Source organism: Flavivirga aquatica, assembly GCF_001747085.1.
In the GTDB taxonomy this organism is placed as follows: domain Bacteria; phylum Bacteroidota; class Bacteroidia; order Flavobacteriales; family Flavobacteriaceae; genus Algibacter_C; species Algibacter_C aquatica.
The window spans coordinates 183,097-206,998 of record NZ_MDJD01000034.1; the positions used below are offsets into that span (position 1 = coordinate 183,097).

Annotated in this window: 20 protein-coding genes and 1 tRNA gene; 11 read left to right on the forward strand and 10 right to left on the reverse strand. The window is 29.5% G+C overall.

The annotated features are described in order from the left end of the window. Positions 1-111 precede the first annotated feature (111 nt). Positions 112-513, forward strand: coding sequence for a gamma-glutamylcyclotransferase family protein (locus A8C32_RS07095; RefSeq protein ID WP_069829749.1), 402 nt, complete (start codon positions 112-114; stop codon positions 511-513). On the opposite strand, the gene A8C32_RS07100 is transcribed toward A8C32_RS07095, so the two are convergent. After that, entirely contained in the window at positions 484-1,443 is a 960-nt protein-coding gene (locus A8C32_RS07100; RefSeq protein ID WP_240491705.1) for a LysR family transcriptional regulator, read from the reverse strand. The genes A8C32_RS07095 and A8C32_RS07100 overlap by 30 nt on opposite strands. 85 nt (positions 1,444-1,528) lie before the next feature. Between A8C32_RS07100 and A8C32_RS07105 the strand changes: the two genes are divergently transcribed. From A8C32_RS07105 to A8C32_RS07115, 3 genes are all read left to right on the forward strand, one after another. Further along, entirely contained in the window at positions 1,529-1,921 is a 393-nt protein-coding gene (locus tag A8C32_RS07105; protein ID WP_069829750.1) for a rhodanese-like domain-containing protein, read from the forward strand. A gap of 10 nt (positions 1,922-1,931) precedes the next feature. Further along, positions 1,932-2,375, forward strand: a complete 444-nt coding sequence (locus A8C32_RS07110; protein WP_069829751.1) for a GNAT family N-acetyltransferase — start codon at positions 1,932-1,934, stop codon at positions 2,373-2,375. 781 nt (positions 2,376-3,156) lie between these two features. Then, entirely contained in the window at positions 3,157-4,659 is a 1,503-nt protein-coding gene (locus tag A8C32_RS07115) for a glycoside hydrolase family protein (RefSeq protein WP_069829752.1), read from the forward strand. Between the two features lie 143 nt (positions 4,660-4,802). Here the strand turns inward: A8C32_RS07115 and A8C32_RS07120 are convergent, their stop codons facing one another. Both A8C32_RS07120 and fahA read right to left on the reverse strand, forming a co-directional pair. Next, positions 4,803-5,978: a hypothetical protein gene (locus A8C32_RS07120; RefSeq protein WP_069829753.1), complete on the reverse strand. Its 1,176-nt coding sequence runs from the start codon at positions 5,976-5,978 to the stop codon at positions 4,803-4,805. A gap of 109 nt (positions 5,979-6,087) precedes the next feature. Beyond that, positions 6,088-7,371 carry a fumarylacetoacetase gene (fahA, locus tag A8C32_RS07125; RefSeq protein WP_069829754.1) on the reverse strand — a complete coding sequence of 428 codons (1,284 nt, stop codon included), beginning with the start codon at positions 7,369-7,371 and terminating at the stop codon, positions 6,088-6,090. A gap of 201 nt (positions 7,372-7,572) precedes the next feature. On the opposite strand from fahA, the gene glyA reads away from it, so the two are divergent. Further along, the gene (glyA, locus tag A8C32_RS07130; protein ID WP_069829755.1) at positions 7,573-8,844 is read left to right on the forward strand and encodes a serine hydroxymethyltransferase; all 1,272 of its coding nucleotides are present in this window, start codon (positions 7,573-7,575) and stop codon (positions 8,842-8,844) included. A gap of 113 nt (positions 8,845-8,957) precedes the next feature. On the opposite strand, the gene A8C32_RS07135 is transcribed toward glyA, so the two are convergent. Beyond that, entirely contained in the window at positions 8,958-10,454 is a 1,497-nt protein-coding gene (locus A8C32_RS07135; RefSeq protein ID WP_069829756.1) for a cellulase family glycosylhydrolase, read from the reverse strand. Between the two features lie 406 nt (positions 10,455-10,860). Next, complete coding sequence (locus A8C32_RS21445) at positions 10,861-11,097, reverse strand: YgaP family membrane protein (RefSeq protein ID WP_083253276.1); 237 nt, start codon at positions 11,095-11,097, stop codon at positions 10,861-10,863. A gap of 99 nt (positions 11,098-11,196) precedes the next feature. Between A8C32_RS21445 and A8C32_RS07140 the strand changes: the two genes are divergently transcribed. Continuing rightward, complete coding sequence (locus tag A8C32_RS07140) at positions 11,197-12,105, forward strand: IS1595-like element ISAlg2 family transposase (RefSeq protein WP_069828596.1); 909 nt, start codon at positions 11,197-11,199, stop codon at positions 12,103-12,105. Positions 12,106-12,353: 248 nt separating this feature from the next. On the opposite strand, the gene A8C32_RS07145 is transcribed toward A8C32_RS07140, so the two are convergent. The 5 genes from A8C32_RS07145 to A8C32_RS07165 form a co-directional block, all read right to left on the reverse strand. Continuing rightward, positions 12,354-13,919, reverse strand: a complete 1,566-nt coding sequence (locus A8C32_RS07145; RefSeq protein ID WP_069829757.1) for a hypothetical protein — start codon at positions 13,917-13,919, stop codon at positions 12,354-12,356. 142 nt (positions 13,920-14,061) lie between these two features. Further along, on the reverse strand, positions 14,062-15,084 hold the full coding sequence (locus tag A8C32_RS07150; RefSeq protein ID WP_069829758.1) for a UDP-glucose--hexose-1-phosphate uridylyltransferase: 1,023 nt from the start codon (positions 15,082-15,084) through the stop codon (positions 14,062-14,064). A gap of 24 nt (positions 15,085-15,108) precedes the next feature. Next, on the reverse strand, positions 15,109-16,257 hold the full coding sequence (gene galK / locus A8C32_RS07155) for a galactokinase (RefSeq protein ID WP_069829759.1): 1,149 nt from the start codon (positions 16,255-16,257) through the stop codon (positions 15,109-15,111). Between the two features lie 19 nt (positions 16,258-16,276). Continuing rightward, positions 16,277-17,161, reverse strand: coding sequence for an aldose 1-epimerase (locus A8C32_RS07160; protein WP_069829760.1), 885 nt, complete (start codon positions 17,159-17,161; stop codon positions 16,277-16,279). Positions 17,162-17,181: 20 nt separating this feature from the next. Further along, complete coding sequence (locus A8C32_RS07165) at positions 17,182-18,174, reverse strand: GntR family transcriptional regulator (protein WP_069829761.1); 993 nt, start codon at positions 18,172-18,174, stop codon at positions 17,182-17,184. 546 nt (positions 18,175-18,720) lie between these two features. Between A8C32_RS07165 and A8C32_RS07170 the strand changes: the two genes are divergently transcribed. The 5 genes from A8C32_RS07170 to A8C32_RS07190 all read left to right on the forward strand — a co-directional run bounded on the left by A8C32_RS07170 (position 18,721) and on the right by A8C32_RS07190 (position 23,875). Next, a complete protein-coding gene (locus tag A8C32_RS07170; protein WP_069829762.1) occupies positions 18,721-20,307 on the forward strand; it encodes a solute:sodium symporter family transporter in 1,587 nt (528 codons plus the stop codon). 246 nt (positions 20,308-20,553) lie between these two features. Continuing rightward, positions 20,554-20,627: transfer RNA gene (locus A8C32_RS07175), tRNA-Arg, on the forward strand. Positions 20,628-21,079: 452 nt separating this feature from the next. Next, entirely contained in the window at positions 21,080-21,988 is a 909-nt protein-coding gene (locus A8C32_RS07180) for an IS1595-like element ISAlg2 family transposase (protein ID WP_069828596.1), read from the forward strand. Between the two features lie 24 nt (positions 21,989-22,012). After that, positions 22,013-23,122, forward strand: a complete 1,110-nt coding sequence (locus tag A8C32_RS07185) for a site-specific integrase (protein WP_276205023.1) — start codon at positions 22,013-22,015, stop codon at positions 23,120-23,122. Positions 23,123-23,377: 255 nt separating this feature from the next. Then, the gene (locus A8C32_RS07190; RefSeq protein WP_069829764.1) at positions 23,378-23,875 is read left to right on the forward strand and encodes a hypothetical protein; all 498 of its coding nucleotides are present in this window, start codon (positions 23,378-23,380) and stop codon (positions 23,873-23,875) included. The last annotated feature ends 27 nt before the right edge of the window (positions 23,876-23,902 follow it).

Sequence of the window (23,902 nt, forward strand, 5' to 3'; positions counted from 1 at the left end):
CTATATATACAAAAGATCATGATGGACATACCGTTGAACTAATGACAATTATAGTTAATAAAAATATATTTTATAAACATTAAGGAAATAATCAATTATCAAAGTTTAATTATGATTCATTACTTATTTGTTTACGGTACTTTACTTAAAGATGCTAATAACGATATGTCTAAATTTCTAGCAAGTCAATCTGAATGCATAGGACAAGGTTATTTTAAAGGAAAGTTGTATCAAGTATCTTGGTATCCAGGAGCCATAGTAAGTGATAAGTCTTCTGAAAAAGTTTATGGATCTATTTTTAAATTAAAAGATGCCGAGACTGTTTTTAACGTTTTAGATGAGTATGAAGGTATTGGGGAGCAATATCCTAAACCTCATTTATTCAAAAAAGAGCAGATTATTGCATTTCTAGAAGACGGTTCAAGCATTGAAGCTTCGGTCTATGTATATAACCGTGAAATAAAAGGTTTAAATCGGGTTGAATCAGGAGATTTTTTGAGTACTATGAATTGAAAAACTTTCCTCAAAATTTAAAACAAAATCTTTAATGTATTTTTTTGAAGCATCGGCTGTTCTATAAACTAAAAAATGACTTCTTTTTAAGCCATTGACTCCAATAGGTTTAAATATGATATCATCAGAAATTTTAAACGATTTTAGAGCCCATTTTGGTAAGCACATAATGCCTAGGTTAGCATGAACCATTTCTAAAGTAACCTCAGTAAGTGGAACAGCAGAAATTTTAAGAGGCGTTATTTTATTGGGTTTTAAAAACTGTTCGTAAACAGATACTGTTTCTAATGGAAAAGAATGAATAATTAAATGCATATTAGAAAAGTGACCAGCATCAACATATTTAAACTTATTTAATGGATTTTCTTTATGTATAATAGCAAAAATTTCATCTTGAAAGACTTCAATACTAGATAATAATTTGTTTTCAGGCTTTGAGGTTACTATGGCAATATCGATATCATTCGACAAAATTTTGGAAATAGGCTGGTGCGTCGCTTCTAAAATTATATCTACATTAATTTCTGGATACAATAATCCTATTTTTTGAATAAAACTTGGCAAACCTTGATAAAAAGAATAACACTCGGTACTTACCTTAATATGCCCAACAGATCCAGTTTGAATGCGTTTAATATTTTTAAAACCTTGCTCAATATTTTCAAGAATATCATTTCCGATTTTATATAACTCGGTACCTTCCTCAGTTAATTGCCATTTATTTCTAGTTCTATGGAACACTTTAAAGCCAAGTTGTTCTTCTAATTCTTTTAATTGATGACTTAGTGCAGATTGCGTTAAAAATAGCCTTTCGGAAGAATTGGCTAGATTGCCTTCTTCAGTAATCGTTTTTATCAATTTAAAATACTTGATTTCCATAGATACCAAAGTTACAACAATGTTATTTAGTTGTATTTGAAATTTTTTCAATAATCGATTAAAACTACTCAACTTTAAAATCACGATTATTTTAATATGAATTTTAGATTTGTGATGAATTAAAAATCAAATAATTATGAAACAACAAATTGAATTTTACGAAAACAAATTAACTTACGAAATGGATCCTTCAGATTTATATGATGCATTTGAAAATAGTACAGAGTTTATAGCTATTGATACCAGACAAGTATTTGGTTTTAAAAAAGAACATATTCCAACAGCTATTAATTTACCACATAGGGAAATGACAAAGGAAAACACGAAAGACCTTGATAAAACAAAAACCTATGTTTGTTATTGTGATGGTATAGGGTGTAATGGATCAACTAAAGGTGCGTTAAAAATGACAAAATTAGGTTTTAAAGTAAAAGAACTTATAGGAGGTATTGAATGGTGGAAGTTAGATGGCTATGCTACAGAAGGAACAAATGCTACAAAAGGAGCTATTTTTAAATGTACTTGTTAAAATTTAAATTATGATTATTAGAGATATTAAAGAAAAAGATTTAGAGCAAATTGTACAGTTATGTGAACTCCATGCTGCTTATGAAAAAGCAAAGTATAGCCCAAAAAATAAATTTGAATTATTATCTCAACACCTTTTTAATACCTCTAATAATGTTAATTGTTTGGTTGTAGAGCTAAATCAAAACATTGTAGGTTATGCAACATATATAAAGCAATTTTCTACTTGGGACGCCAGTTTTTATATTTATTTGGACTGTCTATTTTTAAAGGAAGAAACTAGAGGCAAAGGGATAGGTGTTCTAATTATGCAAAAAATAAAAGACTATGCTAAATCTGAAAATTGTGAAATTATACAATGGCAAACACCAGATTTTAATGAAAATGCTATCTCTTTTTATAAAAAAATAGGAGCACAGTCTAAAGTAAAAGAACGCTTTTTCTGGAAGGTCTAAAAAATGCGTATTAAATAAAGTCTAAGCATGATTTAAATCACAGAACTAATTTATGTCTTTGAAGGAAAAGAAGCTGTTTTTCATGAATTTGAAAACATGGTGTAATACCAATAATTTTGAAATATAATGAAAAGTTTTTATTAAGAACTAGACCTAATAATGACACTATTATTAAAAAACATATAAACCCTATGAAATTCACTTGGTTGAATTTGTGATTCAAAAAGATATTGATGCAATTATAGTAGATGAAGATAGAAAAAAGTTTCTTCATTTAAAAGAGAAATCAATTTAAAAGAGAAATCAATTAAGACTTCTCTGATGATTCAAGGGGGTTAGATTATAAAAGTAAAGAATTTATAAATCAACAAGTATTACCTAGAATAACAATTCTTATCCATATTTGTTTTTGTTGATTTTTGAAATATAACCTAAATATATTTTGCATCTATAGGTGTAATTATTATAGTTAAGTAACATAAAACTTATGATATGTTTGGCTAGACATACTAATTCTTTGTTTTAACTCTGTTATGGAGATGATATTTTTAAGCTGTAACATAAAAAAGTGTATTTATTAATTTTATATAAAATAAAATTATATAATGGTCACTTGTTTTAAAATAAATAAGATTTAGTGAATTTAATTAAAGCTAGTAATTACAATGAATTGTAGGTTTTTTTGTATTATTTTGATTTTAAGTAATAAAATATTTACAATAATACAATTTTTGAATTCACGCAGCGTTAAAATATTCTTAACCTAAAAAACTTAACAGTTATGAAATTAAAATTTAGAAATCTTATATTAACATCTTTTGCAGCATTAGCAATTGGCTGTTCTACAGATCCAAGAGAGATAACAGAAGAAAACCCAGAAGGATCAACTCTTCGAGCAGTCCGACCTAACAATTTTTCAAGGAATCGTTTTTATAGACAACCCGTATCGTTTGATGTGACTAAAAATTTGGTTGACGATTTTGGTGTTAATAATACTGACACCAATGATGATAGTGCTAAACTTAATAGAGCTATTAATTCTTTTGCAGATGGAGAAGTAGGAAGAATAATTATTCCAGAGGGTAATTATTATTTATTGAATATTAGAATGAAGTCCAATGTTCATTTAGAAATAGCTAAAGGCGCTACAATATTCCCTGTTAAAGGATTAGCAGAAGATAGAAACCACCGTATTTTCAATTTTGGAGCTCGTGGACAAAAAAAGATTGAGAGCACTAGTGTTTATGGAAAAGGAGGAAGATTTACCGTGGACTTAAGAAATAATTCAAGTAATAATCTTATTGTTGCAGATATTGGAGAAGCTGATGGTTTTAGATTAGCTAATCTTAATATTTTAGATGATAAAACTATTTTTGCATCAGTTTTAATTAGTTTTTTTGATAAAAAAGGAGTAGCCGAAGCTTGGCCGCATAATGGTATTGTTGAAAACATAACACAAACCAATGCGCATACGGGTTATGGATTAATTCAAGGGTATGCTGCGGATAATGTATTATTTAAAAATCTTAAATGTACAGGTGGTGTCACTTTAAGATTAGAAACAGATAACCTTGCCATGAAAAAAGCTGGAAAGGGAGGGCTGCGAGACATTTTTGCTAATAAAATTATTGGTAAAGATGGTTTAACACCTGTTATGTTTTCTCCACATTTTATGGAAAATGGAAAAATAACTATTGATGATGTAACAGCAATAGGTTGTGCCTATGCAGTTAGAGTAGAACATGGATTTATCGAAATATTTGATACAGAAAATAGGTCTAAAGGGGCATTCAGGAATTATATTGAAGGTTTATTAGGAGCCGGTTCTATATCAAATATTTATAGAAGAAATAATGGCACAGTATGGGCTGTTAGAATAGCTGATGAATTTAATGACATAGCTTTTGAGCATAGCGAGTTAGGAGGAATAAAGCCTGGTAAATTTGAGACATCAGAAGTAACAAATGTTAAGGTTGTATATAAAAATAGTGGAGCAAAGATTAAGGAAGCTTTTTTACAATATTTACCTTGCGGAGAATGGGATAAAGTATGTAGACCTGGTGAGAGTGGATTTGAATATAGTGGACCTTCTTTAGGAATTACTATTGATAAAACTAAAAGAGATGGTAGCCTTGGAAATTATGATGTAAATGTTACTGTTGCAGAAGGAAAAAATACATTTCCTAGTGGTTATATTTTGCATGTTACCGATAGTACTCCAAAAGGATGTTCTTCTGGAGTAGGTACTATTGCTTCATGCGATGTAGTAATAGACAAAAAGTAGCACCAATAAATTATCATAAATTTAAGAAACAGCCTTTTTCAGTATTTTATCTGAAAAGGGCTATTTCTTTTAAGGTTATTAAGAAAAATTTATTGTTTCAAATAATTTTATCAATTTAACTCTTTATCTTCAACTTAATCTTTTTAAAATAGTTTTTTAGATATAATATTCTTAAGCTGTAATTTTAAGTCTTCACCAGTATCATAAACCATTTGTTCATTACTAGGAAAAGATACGCGTCTATTATTTATAAGGTTTCTGTCATCTGGATCCAATGCACGTTTATCTCCTCTAGATCTAGCATAAATATGTTCAAATATAAATTCGCTATCAATATTAAAAGTATCAATTAATTGATTTGATAATAAGTCTATATAAACAACTTCACCAATAACTTGCGATGACTTAAATTGTACAGTTTCTAACAAACTACATTTCACATTTATAATTTTATCAACTTTAATATCATTACCTAAAGTATCTTTTGCAACATTTCCATCTCTATCTAGTTTATATTCCCATCCATCCTTAATTTGTTTCTTTCTTAAAAACTCACGTTTGCTTACTTTTTCGGGTGAAATATTAATGCGTTTTAAATTAAGATTCATGGCACAATCATATTTGATATTTTGGGCTTTATTAGCATGATAAACACTCCAGAATTTATTAAGACCGTAGGTATTGAAATCTAACAAATCATCTTGTAAACGTTTGGGTATTATTTGATGCGTTTCGTTATTTATAGAAACTAATATATAACGTGTGCCTCTTTGATGAGCTTCTTCTAATAGCTCTCTAGTGTCTTCATAATTAGGATTTATATTTTCCAAATATTCTAATACGTTATATGCTTCTCTTATTTTATTTTTGTCGTCAGATTCTAAAAGTTCTATGCCTTTTTCATACATATGATTAGATACTTTTTCTTTTGAATCTATTATATTATCACTATAATTATTAAAGTTAAACGCAATATTTCTTCCTTCAACAGTTAAAGGTAAAAGAGGCTTAATGTATTCTTGACGATTATTTAAATCTTGATATAATTCGTATATGTTTTGATATAATTCAGGGTTGTTTTGCTTTTTAAGATGTTTTATAGTACTTAAATCTCTTTCAGATACTTTGTGAAAAGCATCTTGTAACATTAATATATAAGTTTGTTTCCTTTTTTTGTTTTTATTGGTTTTAAGCTTATTAATAGCTGTAGCAATTGCCTGGTCATAATTACCATAATTAACGGCTTTTTCAATTTGCTTTCTAGAATTACAAGCAATGAGAGATAAAAATATAACAGTTAAGAGTAGTAGTTTTTTCATAGTGGCTAAAATTAAGGTTATTTGGTTAGTTTTTCAATTATTATGCCAAACAAAAATATCCCTTAAATTTTAGTTTAAGGGATATTTAATATATTTTGATAAATATAGATTATTTTTTCTTGTAAACAGGTAATAATTTAGTTGAAACCTCACCAAAACCAATACGCATTCCATCTTTTTCAGAATATCCTCTCATAATAACAGTATCATTATCATTAATAAATTTACGTTTTGTACCATCTTTCATTTCTAGAGGTTTTTCACCTTTCCAAGTTAATTCCAGCATAGAGCCATAGCTGTCTTTGGTAGGTCCAGAAATAGTACCACTACCCATCATATCTCCAGAATTTACAGGACATCCATTAACGGTATGATGGGCTAATTGTTGAGACATATTCCAATACATATATTTAAAGTTAGATTTGCTAACTACAGTTTCTTTAGCGCCTTGGGGCTGTATAGCTACTTCTAAATTAATGTCGTAGCTTTTTTTACCTTTATATTGTAAATATTCTAGTTGTTCTTTTAATGGTTTTGGTCCTTGTACTTTAAAGGGGGCAAGAGCATCTAAGGTTACAATCCAAGGAGAAATAGAAGAAGCAAAGTTTTTAGCTAAAAAGGGACCTAATGGTACATATTCCCATTTTTGAATGTCACGTGCACTCCAATCGTTAAGCAATACTAAACCAAAAATGTACTCTTCTGCTTCATCTATAGGTATTGGTTCACCTAAATCATTAGCATCAGTAGTAATGAAAGCCATTTCTAACTCAAAATCTATAAATTTGCTAGGACCATAAATAGGAGTTTTAGTATCACCTGGAAGTGTTTGTCCTTTGGGTCTACGTACAGGAATTCCAGAAGGAATTATTGAAGAACTTCTGCCATGGTAGCCTACAGGTATATGTAACCAGTTTGGTAATAGAGCATTTTCTGGATCTCTAAACATAGTACCTACGTTGGTAGCATGTTCTATGCTTGAGTAAAAATCTGTATAATCACCAATTTGTACAGGTAGTTGCATTTCAATTTCGTCTAAGCGAAACAATACAAATTCTTTGTGTTTATTATTATTCTTGAGCGTATCGTTTTCAGAATCAAAAATTTCTGAGATTTTGTTTCTAACTGCCCGCCATGTTTTTCTACCGTCAGCTATAAAATCATTTAAAGTGTCTTGAAGAAAAATATCATCTGTTAAAGGAATTTCTTTAAAGTATCCTAATTGATGTAATGCTCCAAGGTCTATAGCGGTATCACCGATACGTGTTCCGATAGTAATAACATCATCACGAGTTAAAAAAACTCCAAAAGGAATATTTTGTATAGGAAAATCTGAATTTTTATCGACGTGTAACCACGACTTTTTATCTGGATTGTTAGCTGATAGTGGCATAACTTAAATTTTTTTTTGTTATTGAATTCTTATCAAACCTACATATTTTTTTTATTTTAATAAAAAAAAACGATAAAAATATAAGCTACTAATAATGATTATTACAAACCATTAAAAACTATGAAGTAAATATCTGTTTTTTGATGATTTTAAATAATCTATTTGTTATTTTTGCCAAATATTTAACGATAATTTAATTTTATGCAACGCGACGAACAAATTTTTGAACTTATTCAAGCTGAAAAGGAACGCCAATTACATGGTATTGAACTTATTGCATCAGAGAATTTTGTAAGCGACCAGGTAATGGAGGCTGCAGGCTCTGTGTTAACAAACAAATATGCTGAAGGTTATCCTGGTAAGCGTTATTATGGAGGTTGTGAAGTGGTTGATGAAGTTGAGCAAATTGCTATTGATAGAGCAAAAGCATTGTTTGGAGCTGCTTATGTAAATGTGCAACCGCATTCAGGGAGTCAAGCTAATACAGCTGTATATCATGCATGTTTAACTCCAGGTGATAAAATTTTAGGTTTTGATTTATCTCACGGTGGTCATTTAACTCATGGATCTCCAGTTAATTTTTCTGGAAAACTATATAGTCCAGTATTTTATGGGGTAGAAGAGGAGACAGGAGTTTTAAACTACGATAAAATACAAGAGATTGCTACTAAAGAGCAGCCAAAATTAATTATTGCTGGTGCTTCTGCTTATTCTCGTGATATAGATTTTAAACGTTTTAGAGTTATTGCAGATAGTGTTGGTGCTATTTTAATGGCAGATATATCTCATCCAGCAGGATTAATAGCTAAAGGGATTTTAAATGATCCATTACCACATTGTCATATTGTTACAACAACAACACACAAGACTTTAAGAGGTCCAAGAGGAGGTATGATTATGATGGGACAGGATTTTGAGAATCCATTTGGTATTAAATTAAAAAATGGAAATCTTCGTAAAATGTCTTCATTATTAGATTCTGCAGTTTTTCCAGGAAATCAAGGTGGACCATTAGAACATATCATAGCTGCTAAAGCAATTGCTTTTGGAGAAGCTTTAACGGACGATTTTTTAAATTACCAATTACAAGTAAAACAAAATGCCGCAGCTATGGCAGCAGCATTAGTAGCTAAAGGGTATAAGATTATTTCTGGAGGAACAGATAACCATTGTATGTTAATTGATTTGCGAAATAAAAACCTTTCTGGTAAAGATGCAGAACAAGCTTTGGTGAAAGCTGACATTACTGTAAATAAAAATATGGTACCATTTGATGATAAATCACCATTTGTAACTTCAGGAATACGTTTAGGTGCTTCCGCAGTGACTACACGTGGATTAAATGAAAAGGATATGATAGATATCGTTGAATTAGTTGATAAAGTGGTTACTAATTACGAAAATGATGCTGTTTTAGAAGAAGTAAAAGCTAAAGTAAATGCTATGATGAAGGATAAGCCTTTATTTGTATAAATAGCTTTCTTGTTTTTATATTTACTTAAACAATAATAGATAAAAAAAGCACTCTTCTAAAAATACTTTTTGGAAGAGTGCTTTTTATTAACCTTTAAGGTTGCTTTAAAATTTTACTTTATAGCAATTTTGGTTGTTAACTCTTTTGCACTGCTAGTTATAGCTTTTATAAGATAGATACCTTTTGATAGTTTTGAAGCATTGTATGTATAGATATTGTTTAATAATAGAGGTTTTTCAATACTATCAATTTTCTTTCCTTCTATTGTATAAATACTTAAAGACTTTATTTGTATTTGATTAAAACTAAATTGAATAGTCTCAGATGTAGGGTTTGGAAAAGCATTTATAATACCTTTGTTGGTATTATTAGAGATGCCCAATGTATTTCTAGTACAGTTTGAGTTTGGTATAGGCTTAGAGAGGATAGGTTTTAAATAATCCATTTTCCATTGAACAACTGTAGACCAATCATGCTCAAAAACCCCACCAGTATCACCAGAATTAGGATTTAAAGACCAAAATGTAAAGTGAAGTTTTTTATCTTTAATGAAGTTTATAAATTTTTCAAACCAGATTTCATCTTTTCCTCCACGAGATTTAATACCTAATTCACCAATAAGTAGAGGAGATTTACCTTCAGTATTTAAGAAATTAAACTGTTCTTCCCATATGCTAGGCATATTATTGGGGAAGTTTGGAGAAGAAAACCATGTTTGATTAAATACTGTAGGTCCATATTCGTGAGGAGAATACATTAGCTTGTTGGGGGCATTTAAGCGTACTGGAAAATCGCGTGCGCCTTGTAAATTACCGCCCCACCAATAAGAGGTTAGATCTCCATTAGGTTTTCTATATGCTTCAATTCCTTCAACTATAATTAAAACATTGGGGTTAGCAGTTAATATGGCATTACCACATTTTTCGGATGCTAAACGCCAATCGTATTGATCATTACTTCCCCATCGTGCTCCTTCAAGATTGTCTATTTTTCCATTTGGTTCATTGTTTATATCCATACCAATTACCGCATCAAATTCTTTGTATCTATCTGCTATAAATACCCAATCATTAATCCATTGTTGTTCAGTAACATTATTAGTGTACCATAATTTCTCAACTAGGTATGCATCAGGGTTTCGAGAATGGCAATCTAATATTACTTTCATATCATTATCTTGGCACCATTGTACGATATAATCTAATACCTCTATAGGTTTTGTTTTTCCTTGTAGCTTAAGGTTAGAGTATGGCCCAATTTGAGGTATTCCATTGTATGAGTAAGGATCCTTTACCCAGTAATTGGGTTCTTGTATAGTGGCGCTTTGGGCTAACATAAGATTGTGCCATGGTAGACGGAGGCAATTAAAACCTAAGTCTTTTGTTTGTAATAACAGGCCATCAATATCTCTTGCATAAAGTCCGTGGGGAATGCTAATTTGAGTTTCAAAACCGAACCAATTAACACCAGCTAGAATGACTTCGTTGTTATTTGAGTCTAATAACTTATTACCATCAACAGATAACCAATTTCCTTCACAATTAGGGTTTTGAGCTGTTATACTAATAAATAGTAATAGAGTAAGTACTAAAAAACATTTTTTTTTCATAAGTAGTTAATATTTTGTAAAGTAATAAGTTAGGTGTAAGTTTTTACTTTTTTAGTTATAAGTATATACGTGTAATTAAGTTTTGTGGATTACATAACTTTTAATAGAATTAACTATTTTTTAGATTGGATTTTAGATAGATTGAAACCTTAAAAAGAAGAGCATTTTAAGACAGTTAAATGATTTTATAGTAATATTCATTAAAACCTAGATGATGGAGAACTGGAATTTATTATGAAAAATAAATAAAGAATTTTTTGAAAATCAAAAATTATCGCAAAGCAATAGAAGTATTTCGTTTGTTTCATATTCAATCAAATTGAATACAAGCAAGAGTTTGTCTTCTTAGCATATTTAGATTTCTGTTCCTAATTTGTGAATAGAAGTTTAAGAGAGAAGGGTAATTTTAATGAAGGAACTTATAGAGGGATTTCTTTCCTATTTTGATTAAATCGTCAGGTTTATTTGTATGTATATTAATAGATTTATAAAAAGGACAAATAGCAGTGGCACTAGTAAATAGAAATAGAATAGAAATTACCATTATTATAATTTCAAAAATACCTTTAACATGACTTATAAATAATAAAGGTAATAGAACTATTACGACTATAAATCGTATAATTCTATCTGAGGTACTCATGTTTCTGTTTAATTTTATTATAATTCCAATATATTTATTTGAATATCCGTAATTACTAATAATTGATTAAAAATGCTTATTTTGTTAAAAAAACAAGTCATGAATATTTTTAGTTTTACCGCCCATTTTGATAGTGAAGAAGCTTGTCGTACTCATTTTAAGCAAGAAAGAGATAAGATAGGAGTTAAATGCCAGCGTTGTGGTCATACTCATCACTATTGGATAAAGGCTGTTTGGAGCTATGAGTGCAAATCTTGTAGAGCCCGTACATCTTTGAGAAGTGGTACTATTATGCAAAATTCTAATCTATCTTTTATGATATGGTATAAGACAATGTTTTTGATGACTACTACCAAGAAAGGATTTTCTTCTAAAGAAATCCAGAAACAGCTTGGTTTAAAAAGGTATGAACCTGTCTGGGCGATGGTTCATAAACTTCGTAAAGCAATGGGTAACAGAGATGCCCGCTATACTTTAGAAGGTATGATTGAAATGGATGAAGGTTATTTTACGGTCGAATCTTCTGAAATAGAGCAACAAAAAGGAAAAAGAGGTCGTGGTGCAGTAGGAAAGCAAAACGTAATGATAATGGCAGAATCCACTCCCTTAGAAGACCCGAAAACCAACAAGAAGGATCGCCAATGTCGCTACTTTAAAGCCAAAGTGCTGACAGATCATAAGGCTGATGGTGTAAATGATACTGTTAAAGAGTCTTTAGACGAACAAAGCATTGTTTTTACTGATAAAAGTACTTCATATGTTGATATTGCTGATTTTGTAGAACTACATATTAGTGAAAAATCAGATAAACAAACTACTAAAGAGACCTTGAAATGGGTACATATTACCATAAGCAATGCCAAACGAAACTTACTTGGAAATTATCACAAAATTAAAGGCAAATACCTACAACTCTACCTAAACGAATTTGTTTACAAACTCAATCGAAGATATTTTGAGGAAAAACTATTCGATAGACTAGTAATAGCTGGAATTACTGGATTATGAGTAAAAACGGATATTCAAATATATTTATTACTGTTTTAAGAAACAAATATATTTTTTAAATATAATTACAATAAAATCAGTTGATTATGTTGTATTGAATTAAGAAAATTCTTATTTAATTAAAGTTATGAAGAGTAATCTTTTGTTTTATTAAGTTTTTTCATAAAAGAAATGTTGTCTTTTTTAAAAAGTGAGAATATTTCTCATTCTTTTACAGGTAATTAATTTAAACTATTCTTGAAAGGTTTTTACTCTTCTTTAGGAAAAGTAATATGTTGATAAGCTCCTAAATCTGGAGTAGTTGTTCTGTTAACATTTAAGATATCAATAGGAACCTGTGTAGCAAAAGTTGAATTCCCTTTGTTTATAGCTGCAGATTCATTTCCAATCATTAATTTGTTTAATTCAGTATCTTTAAAATTAGGATCTTCATTATAAATATTACCCTCATAATGATTTATGTCATTTAAATCGTAATAAGCTTCTGTTAATGTGTTATTTCTATCCTCAAAACGAATTAAACAATTAGTAAATTTAAAATTAAAAGAAACAGCATTATCTTCTATTTCATCAAAACCAATTTCTGGATTATCATTTCCGTAAATAATACAGTTATTAAAATTTGCTTGAGTTAAACTTGCAAGAGTAGCATTATTCTCTTCATCTAAAAGAAAATTGTTTAGAAAAACAGCAGGTAATTGTCTAGAGCTATTACGCCAGTAGTTAGTAATTGTTGAGTGTGTAAAATTGTATCTACCACCAATAGTTCCAGCAAACGATGATTGCCCCGCATTGTTAATTACTACATTACGTCCCACAATAGACGTATTTCTACCTAATATACCAAATGCACTTGAATTATATATTTGTGAGTTCGTTATAGTTAGTTTGTTACGTATTCCATTAGGGTTACCGTCACATAAAATACCAGCTGTTGCATTTTTTATGGTAGCATAATTAATAGTATTATTATTACTACCATCTAAAAACCAGATTGTTCCCCATTGTCCAGGAACATTTGCAAAAGCAGATTCTAAACGGTCTCCTTCAAAAATGACTTCGTTTTCCAATAATTCTTGATCTGTACTAAAAGCGCCATTGACGTTGAGAGAGGCATTATTAGAAATGATTAATCCAGAGTCATTATGAAAATGAATACGAGCTCCAGCTTCAATAGTTAATCTCTCTCCTGAAGGTACAGTGGCAAACCCATAGATAACATAAGGTTTTTCATTTGTGAATGTAAGTTCAGTAGGCAGTAACTCTCTACCTTGTAATTCAGTTTCTATAATTTGATCATCAATATTTAGGGTTAATGTTTCAATAACTTTTGTAGTATTGTCTCTATTAGGATAAATAAAAACTGCATCTTGTACTAGAGTAACCAGCTCTACTTTTTGTTGATTAGAGCCAGAATCAAATTCTATTTGATCTGTGTATAAATAGTTGCCATTTGGATTTGGAAAATTATTAATGTCTATAGTTGACTCAACAAAAATGAATAGACTGTCTTTTGCTAATATTTCTACATTTTCAAAAACTTTTCCAGGAATACCATCTACGTTTAATCTGTAATTTGAAGTCTCTCCTAATCCTAATTTTATAGAAGGAATAGAAATATCATCATCACTTCTATTATAAACTTTAAGGTTATAAGTGCTAGAGCCAATGTTAGTAAAAACGGTATCTAAATATACGGTGTCTTTCGAAAATTGTAAACCTCCTTTGCTTGGTGAGAATTCAAAATCTTTACGACAAGAACTCCAAAGCATTAAAAAACCTAGGGTAACGATAAAATATAAGTAACGTTTCATGAATTGATGGTGATAGTTTAATTACCAATAAGTGGCTAAAATATAACTTTTGAAAATATGATTTAGTATGTAATTGGTTAAAAATTTAAAAACCTGACGTATAAAATCAGGTTTTTAAAATTATAGTACTATTTATTTTGATTTAGATTAACTCACGAATCATTTTTACAGCTGTTTCTGCAGTAATATCTCTTTGAGGCGTTCCAAACATTTCGTAACCTACCATAAATTTCTTTACGGTTGCACTTCTTAATAATGGTGGGTAAAAGCTCATGTGCCAATGCCAGTGATTGTTTTCTTCACCGTTCGTTGGTGCTTGATGTATACCACTAGAGTAAGGAAAAGAGGTGTTAAATAGCTTATCGTAAGCTTTTGTTAGCACAGAAATGGCTTCAGCATATAATAAGGCTTCAGTATCATTTAGTTCTAAAATGTTTGCTTGGTGCTTTTTAGGAACAATCATAGCTTCGAATGGCCATATAGCCCAAAAAGGGATTAGAACTACAAACGAATCGTTTTCAAAAATAATACGTTCTTGTTTTTCTAACTCTTGTATTAAATAGTCTCCTAAAAGGCTACTATTATTTTTGTTAAAATATGCTAGTTGTTGCGTATTTTTCTTTTCAACTTCATTTGGAAGTGTTGATTGACTCCAAATTTGCCCATGTGGGTGCGGATTGCTACATCCCATAACAGCACCTTTATTTTCAAAAATTTGTACGTAGTTAATATCTGGATTATCAGCTAATTCTTTGTATTCTCTTTGCCAAGCATAAACTACTTTTTGAATATCGTTAGGAGCCATATCTGCTAAACTTTTAGAGTGATCTGGACTAAAGCAGATCACTTTACAGATACCTGTTTCACTTTGAGCTAATAGTAAACCGTCTTCAACAGAAAAAGATTTTGAATCGCTTTGTAGTGCAGCAAAGTCGTTAGTAAAAACAAATACGTCTTGATATTTTGGGTTTATTTCTCCATTAATTCTTGTATTTCCAGCACATAAATAACAAGTTTCATCGTAAGATGGTCTAACCTCATTTGAAACAGCTTCATTTTGTCCCTGCCACGGTCTTTTTGCTCTATGTGGCGATACTAGTACCCATTCACCAGTTAATATATTATAACGTTTATGTGAATAATCTTGTAAATCTGTATTTTCCATTTTTGAAATTGATATTGTAGTTACTTATTTTACTATATGTGTACCTTTAGAAAGTTCAATAAAATATACGGAACATTCTTTATTAAATTTATTTTTATAAGCTTGAGAAGCTATTTCACCAAAAGCTTTAGCTTGATTTTTTGCTACTAAATTAATAGTACAGCCACCAAAACCACCACCCATCATTCTTGCTCCTAATACATGTTTGTTTTCTTTAGCTTGGTCTACTAAGAAATCAAGCTCATCACAACTTACTTTATATTGGTGTTGTAAACCGTTGTGCGACCTATAAATTAAAGCGCCTAAAGTTTTTAAATTATTATTTTCTATAGCTTTAGATGCTTTTACAGCGCGATCATTTTCTTGAATAACGTATAGTGCTTTTTGGTAATTTTCTGGAGATACTTTGTCTTTTACCGTTTCTAAATCTTTTTCAGTAGCATCTCTTAAAGCTTTTATGCCTAATAGTTCAGAAATACTTTCGCAAGCAGAACGTCTATCATTATAAGCGCTATCAGATAAACTATGTTTAACGTTAGTATTTATAAGCATAAGTTGGTGATCTTTAAAATTGATCTCATAAGGCTTAGCTTCTACAGTTCTACAATCTAAAAGCAAAGCATTATTTTCTATACCAAACATGCTTGCGTATTGATCCATGATTCCGCAATTAACCCCTACGTAATTGTGTTCTGCTTTTTGAGAAATTAAAATCATTTCATGTTTAGTTAACCCTAAATTAAATAATTCATTCAAACCAAAAACGACACTGTTTTCTAAAGCAGCAGAAGAAGACATACCTGCACCACCTGGAATGTCTCCTTTAAATGCAATGTTGAAATTTCCAATTATTTTATTTCTATTTTGTATCTCAGCAATAACACCTAGAACATAATTTTCCCAATTTCCTTCTTTAGAGGGTTTTATTTTATCTAATTCAAATTCTATTTTACTATCCTTATCTATAGCAAAAGCAGTTGAAAAATTTGAGTCACTTTTTTGAATGGCAGCTGCAATACCTTTATTAACGGCTGCAGGAAAAACAAACCCATCATTATAATCTGTATGTTCTCCAATAATGTTTATTCTTCCTGGTGAAAAAATAAGCAAAGGATCGGTTTTAAAGGTGTTAGTGAAAGTTGTTTTTACGTCATTGATCAGTGTAGCGCTCATGTTAATTCTATTTTAATTATTATTTTATTTTTAAATTCCAGATTATATTATAAGTTTCATTTGCATTTAAAACTTCTAAGCCAATTTTATTGTTAAAACTATTAGAAACTCCAGTTGTAGGCTCTATAGCTATAGTGTTTAATTTAGGCGGTGTATAGGCTTGTAAGAAATTGTTTTTAGCTGAAGAACCTATTTCCAATTGATATTTTGGAGTATTAAATTGTACTGTATTTGAATTTAAAATCCAACAATCGTCTAATTGTTTGTCTTTGATTTCAAAAGTATTCATAGGTTCTATGTCTTCAAAACCAGTTGTAATATTACGATCTCCAATAATTAATTTTTGTGTGCTATCAAATTGTAAAGTACTAGAATATAAATCTTCACTTATAAAATAAGGGTGCCAACCTATATTAAAAGGAAAGGTTTTTGAATCTGTATTTTTTACAGAAACTTTTAAACTTAGGTTATCTTTAGTAAATACGTATTGTAATTGAATCGTATAAGTATATGGGAAACCAACAGATTCTTCGGTTTCAATATACTCTAAAATAATTATGGTAATATCTTTATTAGTTTGGGAGTTAGCAATTTGAAAGACTTTATTATAGACTAAACCATGCAAGGCGTTATTTTCTTCTTCTTGATTTATCTCCAGTTGATAGTTTGTATTGTTAAAGAAATATGAACCATCTTTAATTCTATTAGCAAAGGGAAACAAGATTGAAGAGGCATAAGTATCAGCATAAGTTAAAGGTGCTAAATCTTTAATTACGGCATGTCCATTTAGCGTTAACTCTTGTAAACTAGCACCATCATTTAGGTGTATTTTAGCGTACATTTGATTTTCTGAATCTTCAATTTCTAGTATATTAGAATCTTGATTATGTTTAATATTATGCAATGCTTTTCGTTTTTAATTAGTTATAATGAATTCCTGATAATAAGATTATTAGGGTTTTCTATTTTTATTTGTTCTTTATTTATTATCATTTCGGCTAAACGTTTCCCCATCATATTAAAATCTGTAGAGATGGTTGTAATACCACCTTCTACAATTTCTTTAAGTAAAGTGTCATTATAAGAGATAACACCTATGTCTTTTGATAGGACTAATGCTTCACTTTTCATTTTCTTTATAATGGTAAGTAAGCTCTTATCATCTGGGATTATATATAATTCGCCTTTTTTAAGCGTGTTATTTTGAAGAGAATTAACAATACTATAAGATATTAAATTCTTTTCACAAAACATAGTAAAACCTTTTAGCATACTTTGAGGTTGCTTTTCTTCTGAAAAAACCAAAATAAGTTTTGAGTATTTTTTTATAAGATGTAATACTTTATTAAGATTATCGAAAATGGCTTTTTCGAAATTTTGATAAATAGCAGGATAATCTAATAAATCATCATGAACTTGATCTAATATATATACTTTTTCCTTGGGGAGTATTTGTATATTATTATATGTGTTTTTTAAGTTTGCAGGCATGATTACATAATAATTATAATCACCAGTATTATCATAAATTAATTTCCTAAAGATATTTTCATTGAAATGATGAAAAAAAATGTCAACTTGAATGTTAGAACCTAAATGTTCTAAAAAAGAATTATATAAATCTTCTTTAAAGTAATTTAATTCATCAAAAAGTAAAAATATTTTTTGAGATACAGTTACATTTTCACTAGAAACATAATAACCTTTACCAACAACAGATTGTATAATACCTCTGTTTTTTAACTCATTAAAAGCCATTAAAACGGTATCTCTTGAAAGCTTATGGTTTTCCTTAATACTGTTAATGGAAGGTAATTGATCTCCTTTTTGTAGCGTATTAGATACTATCGCATCTTCAATAGAATTGATGATTTGTTTATATTTAGGTATTCCTATTTTAGTATTAATTTTAATCATAATGTAAAAACAAATATATAATAAATTTTAATAGAAAAACCTACTAGACCCTACTAGTTTGGTTTTTTGTTAAATAATTTCTGTATGTAGATGTGAGATGTTGAAATAGTTATAGACGTAAAGGAGTATTTTTTATTCTATGGTATATTTATGTCTCATATTCGTATTTAATCATCTTGACTTTTCCTATTTGCCAAAAAATGTGCAAAACTCTCACATATTAGTTGTTTATACTGCAACAGAATTTTTCAATTGTAGCTCTTACGGTTTTATTAATACAACGGATAATTCAGTTAGATTAAAATTATTTTTAAAGGTCAAATTAATTTCTATATTTGGCAGTATGAATTACCTTACTAATTTATTGATTACACGATTTTAAAATTATGAAGCATAAATGTTTTGTGTTTTAAGAATCAATATTTTAGTGAATGCTCTAATTAAAGACTATATTTTTAGTTTTATTTAAAGAGACATTTAATTTACTCTAATGCACAAGATTTTTTAATAAAAAAGTAATATTTACAACCAAACAACTAAATTATTATGCAGATTTTATCATTTTTAGGGTTTACCGCATTGGTAGCCATAATTTCTTATTTAGCAACTCGAAAAACTGACGAAGATTCCTCAGACGGATATTTTCTTGGGGGACGGAGTTTAACAGGGGTCGTTATAGCAGGATCTTTATTACTTACAAATCTTTCTACCGAACAAATTGTTGGTTTAAATGGATCCGCTTTTAAAGAAGGGATCTTGGTTATGGCTTGGGAAACTTTAGCTGCAATAGCTATGGTAGTAACTGCTGTGTTTTTATTACCTAGATATCTTACTGGTGGTATTACAACGGTGCCTCAGTTTTTAGAAAAACGATATGATAAAATGACTAAAACAATAACTTCAGGGTTGTTTTTAAGTGGTTATGTTGTTGTATTATTACCAATTGTATTATACTCAGGAGCTTTAGCTATTAACTCGATGTTTAATGTACCAGAATTATTAGATGTTTCAAAAGGGACTGCGTTATGGATAACAGTTTGGGGTATTGGAATAATAGGTTCAATTTATGCCATTTTTGGAGGATTAAAGGCTGTTGCTGTATCTGATACTATTAATGCCATTGGATTGTTAATTGGAGGACTTTTAATTCCTGTTTTTGGGTTATTAGCTATAGGAGATGGAAGTATTACTGAAGGTATTTCAACTTTAATGAAAACAAATCCAGAAAAATTTAAAGTGATGGGAGGAGAGGAGTCATCTATTCCTTTTGGAACTATTTTTACAGGTATGATGCTAGTGCAGTTATTTTATAGGGGAACCAATCAAGCTATCATACAAAGAGCTTTAGGTGCTAAAAACTTAAAAGAAGGTCAAAAAGGATTATTGTTAGCATCTGCTATTAAAATATTAGGACCACTTATTGTAGTTTTACCAGGTATTATTGCTTTTCATATGTTTGGAAATACTTTAGATAATCCAGACGAAGCTTACCCTATGTTAGTAACAAAAGTGTTGCCAACTGCTTTAGTTGGATTTTTTGCGGCTGTATTATTTGGAGCTATATTAAGTTCTTTTAATTCGGCTTTAAATAGTTCTGTAACATTATTTGGAATAGATATTTATAAATCCCATATAAAAGAAGATGCTTCAGAAAAAGAAGTTGTGTTTGCGGGTAAATCTTTTGGCGTATTTTTAGCAATTTTATCTATGTGTATAGCGCCATTAATTGCTCATGCTCCAGATGGTTTGTTTGGTTATTTACAAGAAGTAAATGGTTGTTACAGTATTCCTATTTTAACCATTATTGTGGTAGGTTATTTAACTAAATACGTACCTGCTTTTGCTGCTAAAATTGCCATAATATCGGGTGTGGTTTTGTATAGTTTAAGTCAATTTGTAATTAAACCATTCATAGTAGGGGCAGAAAATTATCCTCACTTTTTACATGTCATGGCTATTTTATTTGTATTAAATGTAGTAATAATGTTAATTATTGGGAAGGTTATGCCGCGTGAAAAAGCATTTAATTTACAATTTACTAATCAGGTTGATATTACACCTTGGAAATACTTAAAGCCTGTAGGAATCTTAATTTGTGTTATTGTAATAAGCACTTATTTAATATTTAGATAAAATAAATATTTAACATATATAAATCCCACTTTAATTTAGAGTGGGATTTGTTGTTTATAGTTATAATAAGATGTTTAAAATTGGTATTATTAAATAGTAGTATATTGTCTTTAAAAATTATATAAATGCAAAGGTTTGATTTTTAATAAATAAGGATTTTTTTGGGTTTTTTTTGGAATTTTTTTTTGGTTAGGTGTGTAGTTAGTTATATATTTGCGCACCGGAAAACAAAAACGTTTTCTTTTAGGGCTCTTAGCTCAGCTGGATAGAGCACCTCCCTTCTAAGGAGGCGGTCGAAGGTTCGAATCCTTCAGGGCTCACAAAAAGCTTCACTATTTTTAGTGAGGCTTTTTTGTTTTATAGGGTTAACCATTGATTTTGTTGGATTGATAACTTTTATTCTTTGGGCATATTTCGTCATATTTAGACAAAATAGTTTCCCCTTGAATTTCCCCTCTAAATTATTTTGCTTCTAAAATTTTTCATTTACAAAAAAACTAGGGTTGATTTACCGTACTTTTTGGTTTTGTAGACCATTATATATGAAGGGTGTAAAAATAAAAAATCTTATATATTTGATTATCATGTTATTATCATTGAAATAAAGAAAAAAGCTAAGATATTCGTTAAAAAAAACAAGCTAGTGGGTATTACTATACTGTAACTAGTAATATTTTAAATATGAAATTCAGCTATTCTGTAAAAACAATTTTGAATATCCGTAATTACTAATAATTGATTAAAAATGCTTATTTTGTTAAAAAAACAAGTCATGAATATTTTTAGTTTTACCGCCCATTTTGATAGTGAAGAAGCTTGTCGTACTCATTTTAAGCAAGAAAGAGATAAGATAGGAGTTAAATGCCAGCGTTGTGGTCATACTCATCACTATTGGATAAAGGCTGTTTGGAGCTATGAGTGCAAATCTTGTAGAGCCCGTACATCTTTGAGAAGTGGTACTATTATGCAAAATTCTAATCTATCTTTTATGATATGGTATAAGACAATGTTTTTGATGACTACTACCAAGAAAGGATTTTCTTCTAAAGAAATCCAGAAACAGCTTGGTTTAAAAAGGTATGAACCTGTCTGGGCGATGGTTCATAAACTTCGTAAAGCAATGGGTAACAGAGATGCCCGCTATACTTTAGAAGGTATGATTGAAATGGATGAAGGTTATTTTACGGTCGAATCTTCTGAAATAGAGCAACAAAAAGGAAAAAGAGGTCGTGGTGCAGTAGGAAAGCAAAACGTAATGATAATGGCAGAATCCACTCCCTTAGAAGACCCGAAAACCAACAAGAAGGATCGCCAATGTCGCTACTTTAAAGCCAAAGTGCTGACAGATCATAAGGCTGATGGTGTAAATGATACTGTTAAAGAGTCTTTAGACGAACAAAGCATTGTTTTTACTGATAAAAGTACTTCATATGTTGATATTGCTGATTTTGTAGAACTACATATTAGTGAAAAATCAGATAAACAAACTACTAAAGAGACCTTGAAATGGGTACATATTACCATAAGCAATGCCAAACGAAACTTACTTGGAAATTATCACAAAATTAAAGGCAAATACCTACAACTCTACCTAAACGAATTTGTTTACAAACTCAATCGAAGATATTTTGAGGAAAAACTATTCGATAGACTAGTAATAGCTGGAATTACTGGATTATGAGTAAAAACGGATATTCAAAAAACAATTTTAAGAAAGGATAAGAAAACTAAAGCAGGTGTATATCCTTTATATTTACAAGTGATTATTAACTCAACACCCGTTAAATTACCAATTAGAGAATATTTGTCTTTAACGGATTGGGATAAACAAAAAAGTAGATGTAAGGGCAAAGGATTTAGTTACCTAAATAATCGTTTAGAAAAGCAGGAACAAGAAATTAAAGACTTTGTAAACAAGCATATTGCAATAGGTAAGTTGGTTACTATTGATATGATTAAGCGGTTTTACAACAAAGAGGATTTTTTAGATTTTTATGGCTTTTACAAAACTTTTACTGAGCGAAAGTTTGAAAGTTTAACTAAAGGTTCACAATACCATTATACCTTACTTTGTAAAATAATGAAAGAATACAAACCAGTACTTAGGTTAGATAGTATTGACTTAAATTTTATTGAAGAATTTGATTATTACTTAATGGTAACAAGAAAAACAGGTCTAGGAGGTCGTGCAAATAAGCATAAAAAACTCAAAGCTATATTAGGTAGCGCATATAGATTAAAGTTGATTAAATCTAACCCTTATCAAGATTTTAAGATAAAAGAACCAGCACCTAGAACAGTCTTTTTAACAACAAAAGAGTTGAGTGAGCTTGAAGAATTAGATTTAAGTAAAAGACCTAATATAGAATTAACGAGAGATAAATTTTTGTTCTCTTGTTATACTGGATTACGATTTTCCGATATGAATTATTTGAAATGGGAAGACACTAAAAATGGAATGATAGATATTGTAATGATAAAAACTAAAAACCCAGTAAAAATACCATTAACTAAAAAGGCTAAAAAATTACTTTGTAAGTATGTTAAAAAGAAAACCAATGAGTTTGTTTTTAAAGAAGTGTCAAATCAAAAAATAAATTACGGATTAAAGAAAATAGGTGTGATTGTAAATTCTAAAAAACGATTAACATATCACGTTGCTAGACATACATTTGGTTCTTTATTAGCACAAAGTGATGTTAGTCCATTTTATATAATGAAATTAATGGGGCATCAGAATATAGGTCAAACAGCGACTTATGTTAATGCTAATACTAAAATGTTAAGGGAAACAATGAAAAATGTAAATTTTTAATATAAATTTGGAGTAATGAAATAAAAAAGAAGAAAATACATATAAGTTAGCGTTAGCTATTTAATCTTGTTGTTGAAAACTGGTAATTTTTAAAACGATGCAAGCTAAATAGATTAATGCTCACGCTATGGCGTGGGCTTAGTTTATCTGCATCAAGGGTATACCAGTACCTCAACAACAGTAAGCTACAGTTCCACGCTTATTTTTTGTTATTAATTCTCTATTTGGAACTGATAGAGAGATTATTATTTAATAATGAAAAAAGAATTTGTAACTCAGTTTTTAGTTGCCAATGGAAAATATTTCCCTAAAAACAAATTAGATTATATTGGTAAAGAACTTGAAAAATATGATGGATTAGAATATTCTATCAATAGCAATTATATAAGTCCTTTAAGAGGTGTTTTGTATACGTTTTTATTTTCTCCTTTCGATAGGTTGTTTCTAAAAGATAAATTTTGGGGTGTTTTAAAGTTTTGTTTAGCTGTATCAGTTATTTATTTATATATAAATTACAAGTATACAAACTTACCATATATAGCTTTCTTGTTTTTTTTAGTTTGGCAATTTTTAGATTACATAACAGTCATATGGAGAGTAAAAAAAACGAATTTTAGAACTTTAAAAAGTATTATTAAAGAAAATGGAACTATAGTTAATAAGCCTAAAAACGACAATTCTAGTTCTGACTTAGAAAACTGGAAAAGAGATAATCCTAATTTGTCATTAAACGATTATTACAAACAAAAATAGTATTGATTTTTTGTTATTTAGATACAG

Excerpts from the sequence above, each read along its gene's own strand:
- A8C32_RS07095 (WP_069829749.1), top strand. The coding sequence starts at position 112 with ATGATTCATTACTTATTTGTTTACGGTACTTTACTTAAAGATGCTAAT.
- A8C32_RS07105 (WP_069829750.1), top strand. The coding sequence starts at position 1,529 with ATGAAACAACAAATTGAATTTTACGAAAACAAATTAACTTACGAAATG.
- A8C32_RS07110 (WP_069829751.1), top strand. The coding sequence starts at position 1,932 with ATGATTATTAGAGATATTAAAGAAAAAGATTTAGAGCAAATTGTACAG.
- A8C32_RS07115 (WP_069829752.1), top strand. The coding sequence starts at position 3,157 with ATGAAATTAAAATTTAGAAATCTTATATTAACATCTTTTGCAGCATTA.
- A8C32_RS07120 (WP_069829753.1), bottom strand. The coding sequence starts at position 5,978 with ATGAAAAAACTACTACTCTTAACTGTTATATTTTTATCTCTCATTGCT.
- fahA (WP_069829754.1), bottom strand. The coding sequence starts at position 7,371 with ATGCCACTATCAGCTAACAATCCAGATAAAAAGTCGTGGTTACACGTC.
- glyA (WP_069829755.1), top strand. The coding sequence starts at position 7,573 with ATGCAACGCGACGAACAAATTTTTGAACTTATTCAAGCTGAAAAGGAA.
- A8C32_RS07135 (WP_069829756.1), bottom strand. The coding sequence starts at position 10,454 with ATGAAAAAAAAATGTTTTTTAGTACTTACTCTATTACTATTTATTAGT.
- A8C32_RS21445 (WP_083253276.1), bottom strand. The coding sequence starts at position 11,097 with ATGAGTACCTCAGATAGAATTATACGATTTATAGTCGTAATAGTTCTA.
- A8C32_RS07140 (WP_069828596.1), top strand. The coding sequence starts at position 11,197 with ATGAATATTTTTAGTTTTACCGCCCATTTTGATAGTGAAGAAGCTTGT.
- A8C32_RS07145 (WP_069829757.1), bottom strand. The coding sequence starts at position 13,919 with ATGAAACGTTACTTATATTTTATCGTTACCCTAGGTTTTTTAATGCTT.
- A8C32_RS07150 (WP_069829758.1), bottom strand. The coding sequence starts at position 15,084 with ATGGAAAATACAGATTTACAAGATTATTCACATAAACGTTATAATATA.
- galK (WP_069829759.1), bottom strand. The coding sequence starts at position 16,257 with ATGAGCGCTACACTGATCAATGACGTAAAAACAACTTTCACTAACACC.
- A8C32_RS07165 (WP_069829761.1), bottom strand. The coding sequence starts at position 18,174 with ATGATTAAAATTAATACTAAAATAGGAATACCTAAATATAAACAAATC.
- A8C32_RS07170 (WP_069829762.1), top strand. The coding sequence starts at position 18,721 with ATGCAGATTTTATCATTTTTAGGGTTTACCGCATTGGTAGCCATAATT.
- A8C32_RS07180 (WP_069828596.1), top strand. The coding sequence starts at position 21,080 with ATGAATATTTTTAGTTTTACCGCCCATTTTGATAGTGAAGAAGCTTGT.
- A8C32_RS07190 (WP_069829764.1), top strand. The coding sequence starts at position 23,378 with ATGAAAAAAGAATTTGTAACTCAGTTTTTAGTTGCCAATGGAAAATAT.